At 63.8% G+C, this 7,278-nt stretch carries 6 protein-coding genes and 1 tRNA gene; 3 read left to right on the forward strand and 4 right to left on the reverse strand.

The features are described 5' to 3' along the window. Nucleotides 1–842 precede the first annotated feature (842 nt). The 3 genes from QZX93_RS06780 to QZX93_RS06790 all read right to left on the reverse strand — a co-directional run bounded on the left by QZX93_RS06780 (nt 843) and on the right by QZX93_RS06790 (nt 2,625). Nucleotides 843–1,361: a hypothetical protein gene (locus QZX93_RS06780; RefSeq protein WP_295389752.1), complete on the reverse strand. Its 519-nt coding sequence runs from the start codon at nt 1,359–1,361 to the stop codon at nt 843–845. After that, on the reverse strand, nt 1,361–2,113 hold the full coding sequence (locus QZX93_RS06785; protein WP_295389754.1) for a hypothetical protein: 753 nt from the start codon (nt 2,111–2,113) through the stop codon (nt 1,361–1,363). Before QZX93_RS06785 ends, QZX93_RS06780 begins: the two co-directional genes overlap by 1 nt. 421 nt (nt 2,114–2,534) lie before the next feature. Next, a tRNA-Ser gene (locus QZX93_RS06790) sits at nt 2,535–2,625 on the reverse strand. A gap of 163 nt (nt 2,626–2,788) precedes the next feature. Between QZX93_RS06790 and QZX93_RS06795 the strand changes: the two genes are divergently transcribed. Then, on the forward strand, nt 2,789–3,616 hold the full coding sequence (locus QZX93_RS06795; RefSeq protein ID WP_295389756.1) for a class I SAM-dependent methyltransferase: 828 nt from the start codon (nt 2,789–2,791) through the stop codon (nt 3,614–3,616). A gap of 49 nt (nt 3,617–3,665) precedes the next feature. Here QZX93_RS06795 and mobB read toward each other — a convergent pair whose 3' ends face one another. After that, nucleotides 3,666–4,211, reverse strand: coding sequence for a molybdopterin-guanine dinucleotide biosynthesis protein B (gene mobB, locus QZX93_RS06800; protein ID WP_295389758.1), 546 nt, complete (start codon nt 4,209–4,211; stop codon nt 3,666–3,668). 202 nt (nt 4,212–4,413) lie between these two features. Here mobB and ettA point away from each other — a divergent pair, with 202 nt between their 5' ends. Further along, nucleotides 4,414–6,081: an energy-dependent translational throttle protein EttA gene (gene ettA, locus QZX93_RS06805; RefSeq protein ID WP_295389760.1), complete on the forward strand. Its 1,668-nt coding sequence runs from the start codon at nt 4,414–4,416 to the stop codon at nt 6,079–6,081. A gap of 9 nt (nt 6,082–6,090) precedes the next feature. Then, nucleotides 6,091–6,957 (forward strand): ATP-binding protein, encoded by an 867-nt coding sequence (locus QZX93_RS06810; protein WP_295389762.1) that lies wholly within the window; start codon nt 6,091–6,093, stop codon nt 6,955–6,957. Nucleotides 6,958–7,278: the final 321 nt, after the last annotated feature.

The following is a 7,278-nucleotide window of genomic DNA, read 5'->3' on the forward strand; positions in this document are numbered from 1 at the left end:
ACGAAACGCTGTTCGCGCAGGTGCTCCAGCGCATGCCGTTGCCTCCGTCACCAGCGCGCCGACGGCCCCGTCCGCCCAAGTCGTCCGCGCTCCTGCTGGTGGCGGCGTAACCGGGGGTGGCCGGAACGATGATCAAGGCCGGCAAAAGGCACTTCAAGGCTTACAGATATTGGACCAACTGAGAATATTTCGAGCGAAATAAAGGCTAATGCAACAGATGGGAAGCATAACGTGGCAACTATGAAAAAGGTGCCAGCTCTTCGTATTTTTGCGCCAATTGCAGTCATTTTTCCGCAAATATATGGTTATTTTTTTTCGGATGTGTAACGTAAGTGCGTTAAACGTCTTAGGCTGATGTCAGCCTTGACCGGACTAGACAAAGCGGGCCTAGCGCGAACGCGGAAAAAGCTAATGTCTATTCTCGCGTGCTCGGTTTCGGAGGCTACTTGTCGTGTGCAACAGTCGAAAAATAGACCATGCAGAAAAGATCGTCAACTTACTGGGAATGTTTTTTCTGTTTTGTGGGCACGATCACAGAATTGCCGTAGCGCGAAACCTTGGCTGCTTGCCAGAACAGGAGGTCCGGGACAGTACAGGTATCTTCGGGACGAACACGCGACCACCTCCACGCCTAGCAGGCTGTCGGACTTAGTGATGCAACCGATTGAATGCAAAGAGTTTCCTCTTTTGCGCCAAAAAGTCGTTTTCCTGTTTAATCAATCGGTTACGCCATCAAGTCCGACAGGCTGCTAGCTGACTACCGACCGCCCCCGTCCACCGAGTCCACTCTGAGCAGGCAAAAAAAACCCGCCGCAGCGCGGAGTAGTCTGGAATGAGTGCTGTTAAAACAGCGGCAGCTGCGGGTCTTCCGGCGGCAGCGGAAGGTCTTGGATGCGGACGACTGAAATGCCTGTTTGCTGCGATAGGCGGGCGATGTCACCGTCATCCGAATAGATGGTTGATGCCCCTGCCACTTTCGCGATGGCGATGATCTGGCGGTCAAATTTGATCTTGGCCCAAGGACTCGGGGACCCGCTGCGCTTGTCCCCGGCATCAATCGACGCGCGGATGGTAGCGGCGACCTCTATCGCGGCCCGCTGATCGAAATCCGCAATCTTGAATGCAGCGCTCTTGTTCAGGATATCCAGATACTTCGGCCCCGCGGTGCCAGCCCGCACCAGCAGCTCACTCAGCGCTGGTGTAGGGACAATGATCTTTTCCCGGTCCTTTTCCAGCCTGCCGACAAGATACTCGACGCGGTCCTTGGCTCGGGTGACCGGTTGCCCGGTCGCAAGGTCGGTTGGCGCCTTGGCTTCTGGATCCAGCAGATAAAAAAGCGTCGTCGCATCCAGTGCAACCATCAGTGAGCCCCGCCAGACCCGTGGCGTAGGTGCTGCAACTCGGCATAAGGATCATCGACCTTCGCCCAGTCGCTCCCCGCAACCCGCCGTAGACGCTCGACAACGGCGCCGAGCGGGGCGTCGTCCAGGGTCTCAAAGTCATCAATGTAAAAGCGATCGAGCCGCCAAACGCCTTCCGCATCGCGCTCCCAGCGACCGTGCCCTTGGACGCGCAACGTCGCCCCAAAGAGATGGGGCGCCAGTCGGCGGGCCATCTCGCGAGTCGTGGTGCAGATGTGTATTTCCTTGCCGTCTTGCAGGTGTACGGGAACGGTGTCGTCCTTCCCACCGATCTTGATCAAGACACCATCAAGACTCCCGGGCTGGCTGAAAGCACCGAAGGTCAGCGGGCGAGGCTTCTCTCGGCCTGGAAAGCGGATGATCACCGCGCCGTCGTAGTCACAGAGACGGCCTACGGCGTTATCCTCGGCCAGCAGGCGGTCAAGGGCACGAAAGGCGCGCAAAGCATCGTCAGGCCCTGTCCCGTTGCTGGGATTCAAGGCGTCGATACGCTTTTTGATCTTGGGGGCCGCCTCAGGGTCGACCCGCTGAAGTAACGATGTGCTGCCAGACTCCAGGCGGACGAAATGGACATGCTTACGCTCACCCAGCAGGGCGGCGAGGTCCTTCATATACTCAGCCAAGCGCGCCAACGGAATCGTTTCCGGAGTGTAGGCGTCGATCGTGAACCGATAGTCGTGTGATTGATCCATACATGCCCCGTGATCGGTGGCTTGTGTGCTTACAGAATATGCCCCTCGTTAGGCCCAAGCAACGCCTTTCCTTCGGCCCACCCGCCAGACGACGATAAGAGACCCACCCTGTTCGGGCTTCTTGTTGGGCCGGGTTCGAACTGGCGCCAGGTAGTTGGCCCGTCGCCACCAAGAGGGTGGCAGAGGTCGGGACCCCGGCGAACCGCCCAGGATGCACCCCCGTGGCGCGCCCTCAAGATACGGGCATTGGCTCACTGTCGGCGAACGTGGCATGACGCGCGCGCAGGGTTATACCGCCCACCGCTCGTCGGCTGATTGGCTAAAAACAGTGCCTTGCCGATACTGGAAGGGGACTAAAATGGGCGCTGACTCACCGTGAGCGAATCAAGCCACTGACGCACAAGGAGGTTTTTCGGGAAATTGGCGGAGAGGGAGGGATTCGAACCCTCGATAGGCTGTTAACCTATACACACTTTCCAGGCGTGCTCCTTAAGCCACTCGGACACCTCTCCGGGGTGTTTGCGGGCGGGTCCAGAGCGGGTGAGCATCTGGCCAGGGGTTCCTTACGCCTCGCGAGCGGGGCACAATACATGAACTCGCCGCCGCTTTCAAACCGCGCTCGCGCGGTGCTGGTCGGTCCGCCGCCGTCGGCAGGGCCGCCGCCGCCCATCCACTATGCAGATACAAGATCTTACCTCCCCAGCCGCTCACACCGCCGACCGCTACCGTCTCTACGAACGTGCGGTGCAGAACCCGCGGGCGGAGGTGGATTTCATCGACCACACCTACCGGGAACTGCGGGGCCGCAGTGCCCGCTGGCTGCGCGAGGACTTTTGCGGGACCGCCGCGGTGTGCTGCGAGTGGGTCCGCCGCCGCCCCACCAACCGCGCCGTCGGGGTCGACCGGGACCCGGAGGTGCTGGACTGGGCGCAACGCAACCATCTGGCGACACTCACGAGCGACCAGCGCACGCGCATCCAGCTGCTCGAGCAGGACGTTGCGACCCCCGCCAGCCGCCCACTGGACCTGGTGCTGGCCCTGAACTTCAGTTACTGGCTGCTCGCCGGCCGCGCCGCCCTGCGGGCCTATTTCGAGCAGGTCCGCGCTGCCCTCGCCCCGGACGGGGTCTTGCTGCTCGACGCCTACGGGGGCTACGACGCCTACCGCCGCATCATCGAGGAGCGCACGGTGGAGGACCCGGAGCTTGGAACCTTCGGCTATGAGTGGGAGCAGGCCCTCTACGACCCGGTGAGCGGCCGGCTGGTCTGCCATATCCATTTCAACTTCCCGGACGGCTCCCGGCTGGAGCGCGCCTTCAGCTACGACTGGCGACTGTGGTCCTTGCCGGAGATTCGGGAGCTGCTGACCGAGGCAGGATTCTCCCGGGTGCAGGTCTACTGGCAGGGCTGGGATGCGCAGGGCCTCCCCGACGGCCGCTTCGTCCCCGTGGAAGCGGCGGCGCCGGATGCGGGCTGGATCGCCTACCTGTCGGCTGAACCTTGAACGCGATGCTGGACTTCGTGCGCGGCCTCGTCGCGGCCGGGGGCCGCTCCTACAGGATGGCGGGACCTTCGCGGCAGACGCCCAGTTGCGCAAGGATGAAGTCCACGACGACTGCCGGGGCGTTCAAGGGCAGACACGGCGGGTGCTTGCCCGAGGGCAGCGTGTCGTCGGTCACCACCGCGATGATGTCCGGGTCGTCCGGATAGAGGAGCGGCGCGCCAAGGCAGGCGCGATGCACCTCCAGCTTGGTATAGGCGGCGTACTTGAAGCCCTCCGCCAGCACCAGGTCGAGCCCGTCGGGCGCAAAGCGGGTGAGCAGCTCCTGCAGGTCCGGATCGGCGCCCCGCACCCGGTTTTCCACCTGCAAGGCCCAGCGCGAGGAGGACGCCAACAGGGTCTGCTCGGCGCCGGCCTCGCGCAGCTCGAAGCTGTCCTTACCCGGCTGATCCAGGTCGAAACTGTGGTGGGCGTGTTTGAGATAGCCGACCCGCAGCCCCCGGGCCTTGAGCAGCGGGACCAGTTGCCGCAGCAGGGTGGTCTTGCCGCTGCCACTGGGGGCGACGAAGCCGATGACTGGGATTTGGCGTACGGGCATGAGGGGTCCTCCTGGTGGTGTTTTCCTTGATTCTATGCGCATGCGTGGACGCGGCGCCGGAAACCGCCTGCTTGGACATTTCCCCGGCAGCGCCCCACAATGAACCCTTGGCTCACGCACCCCGACCCGACCCGCGGGCCGACCCGCCGTGAGGCCCTCCCACACCCCACCAAGCTCCTTATACCAAAAGACTTTCCAAGCCATGGCTCAGTACATCTACACCATGAATCGGGTCGGCAAGGTCGTGCCGCCCAAGCGCGTGATCCTGCGCGACATCTCGCTGTCCTTCTTCCCCGGGGCCAAGATCGGCGTGCTGGGCCTCAACGGCTCGGGCAAGTCCACGCTGCTGCGCATCATGGCCGGGCTGGACACTGACATCCTGGGCGAGGCCCGCCCCCAGCCCGGGATCAAGGTCGGCTTCCTGCCGCAGGAGCCGCACCTGGACCCGACCAAGGACGTGCGCGGTAACGTGGAAGGCGCACTGGGCCATATCAAGGACGCACTCACCCGGCTCGACGCCGTCTATGCCGCCTACGCGGAGGAGGACGCGGACTTCGATGCACTGGCCAAGGAGCAGGCGGAGCTTGAACACCTGATCGAGGTCACTGACGGCCACAACCTGGAGCGCACGCTCGAGGTGGCCGCGGAGGCCCTGCGCCTGCCGCCCTGGGACGCGCAGGTCGCCACCCTCTCCGGGGGCGAGCGGCGCCGGGTGGCACTGTGTCGGCTGCTGCTCTCCAAGCCGGACATGCTGCTGCTGGACGAGCCGACCAACCACCTGGACGCCGAATCGGTCGCCTGGCTGGAGCGCTTCCTGCTCGAGTACCCCGGCACCGTCGTCGCCGTCACCCATGACCGCTACTTCCTGGACAACGTGGCGGGCTGGATCCTGGAACTCGACCGCGGCCACGGCATCCCCTGGGAGGGCAACTATTCCTCCTGGCTGGAGCAGAAAGAGCGCCGCCTGGAACTGGAGGAGAAGACCGAGGCCGCTCGGGTCAAGTCCATGAAGCAGGAGCTCGAATGGGTGCGCTCCAACCCCAAGGGGCGCCACGCCAAGAGCAAGGCGCGCCTGGCCCGCTTCGACGAGTTGCAGACCACCGATTTCCAGGCGCGCAACGAAACCAACGAGATCTATATCCCGCCGGGTCCGCGCCTGGGCGACCTCGTCATCGAGGCCGAGGGCATCAAGAAGGCGTTCGGGGACAACCTGCTCTACGACAACCTGTCCTTCAACCTGCCCAAGGGCGGCATCGTCGGCGTCATCGGCCCCAACGGCGCGGGCAAGACCACGCTGTTCCGGATCATCAACGGCCAGGAACAGCCGGACGCCGGGCAGTTCCGCATCGGCGAGACCGTCCAGGTGGCCTGCGTCGACCAGAGCCGCGATGCACTCAACGACACCAAGACCGTGTGGGAGGAGATCTCCGACGGCCTGGATAACATCATCGTCGGCCGCTACGAGATGCCCTCGCGCGCCTACTGCGGGCGCTTCAACTTCAAGGGCTCGGACCAGCAGAAGCGCATCGGCGACCTCTCCGGCGGGGAGCGCAACCGCGTGCATCTGGCCAAGCTGTTGAAGAGCGGCGGCAACCTGCTCCTGCTCGACGAGCCCACCAACGATCTCGACGTAGAAACCCTGCGCGCGCTCGAAGAGGCCCTGCTCACCTTCCCCGGCTGCGCCGTGGTGATCAGCCATGATCGCTGGTTCCTGGACCGCATCGCCACCCACATGCTCGCCTTTGAGGGTGACTCACAGGTGGTCTGGTTCGAGGGCAACTACGCGGACTATGAGGCCGATCGGCATCGCCGGCTCGGCACCGAGGCCGACCAGCCACACCGCATCAAGTACCGGCGGCTCACGGCCTAGGGGGCAGCGATGTACGGCGCTAACGACCTGATGGCCCGGGGTGAGTTGCTCATCGAACGACTGGAACGCCTGCTGCCCGAACCACCGGCCCCGACCGACTGGGACGCCACGGCCTTCCGTTGGCGCACCCGCAACGGCCGCGGCTGGCTCCAGGCGGAGCATGCGCCCCACCGTATAGACCCCGCGGACCTGCTGTGCCTGGAGCGGCAAAAGGCCGAGATCGTGCGCAACACCGAGCAATTCCTGGCCGGGCGCGGCGCCAACAACCTGCTGCTGTGGGGCTCGCGCGGGACCGGCAAGTCCTCGCTCATCAAGGCGGTCTTCACCGCCAATCAGGACCGTGGGCTGCGCCTGATCGAGGTGGACAAGGACGATTTAAGGGACCTGCCGGATATCCTCGATCTGGTGCGCGCGCGCCCGGAGCGCTTCATCCTGTTCTGCGACGACCTCTCATTCGAGGCCAATGAACCGGGCTATAAGGCGCTCAAGGCCGCGCTCGAAGGCTCCATCAGCGCCACCCCGGACAACGTCCTGATCTATGCCACCTCCAACCGCCGTCACCTGATGCCCGAGTTGAAGGCGGAGAACCGCGAGGCGCACCTGGTCGATGGTGAATTGCACCAGGGCGAGGCGGTGGAGGAAAAGGTCTCGCTGTCGGACCGGTTCGGGCTCTGGGTCAGCTTCTACCCATTCACCCAGGTGCAATACCTCACCCTGGTGCGGCACTGGTGTACCCGTCTGGGGCCGGTCCCAGAGGATTGGGCACCGGTGGAGCGCGCCGCACTGCAATGGGCACTGCGACGCGGCTCGCGCAGCGGGCGCACCGCCTGGCAGTTTGCGCGCGATTGGGTGGGGCGCAGCGGCAGCGAGGGGTAAACAGGATCGCCCATCCGGCACGACTGATCGACGCCTTTATCATTTTTCGGCCACCTCGCTGGTAACATTCGTCGCGGCCCGGGGGCCGCTCCTGCCCCCGATCGGGTCGGGCTGAAGGGATTGCGCCCGTCAGCCCTCCCACACTACCGGACATGCGGTTTTCCGCATCCGGCGGTTGAGCCTAGTGCAGCAGAGTGAAAGTCCCGACACCGTCTGACCCGTTATGCAGCGAGTGGTTTGCCCTCATAGGTCCAGCGAAATGGCTTGGCCATCGTGTTGTTGAAGAATTCAATAAAGTCCGTGATCTTCTTTTCGAGGTCC

Origin of the sequence: uncultured Thiodictyon sp. (assembly GCF_903946935.1) — a bacterium.
GTDB lineage: Bacteria > Pseudomonadota > Gammaproteobacteria > Chromatiales > Chromatiaceae > Thiodictyon.

Bases quoted from the DNA above. Each gene is read 5' to 3' on its own strand.
- QZX93_RS06795 (WP_295389756.1), top strand. From the start codon at position 2,789: ATGCAGATACAAGATCTTACCTCCCCAGCCGCTCACACCGCCGACCGC.
- QZX93_RS06785 (WP_295389754.1), bottom strand. From the start codon at position 2,113: ATGGATCAATCACACGACTATCGGTTCACGATCGACGCCTACACTCCG.
- ettA (WP_295389760.1), top strand. From the start codon at position 4,414: ATGGCTCAGTACATCTACACCATGAATCGGGTCGGCAAGGTCGTGCCG.
- QZX93_RS06810 (WP_295389762.1), top strand. From the start codon at position 6,091: ATGTACGGCGCTAACGACCTGATGGCCCGGGGTGAGTTGCTCATCGAA.
- QZX93_RS06780 (WP_295389752.1), bottom strand. From the start codon at position 1,361: ATGGTTGCACTGGATGCGACGACGCTTTTTTATCTGCTGGATCCAGAA.
- mobB (WP_295389758.1), bottom strand. From the start codon at position 4,211: ATGCCCGTACGCCAAATCCCAGTCATCGGCTTCGTCGCCCCCAGTGGC.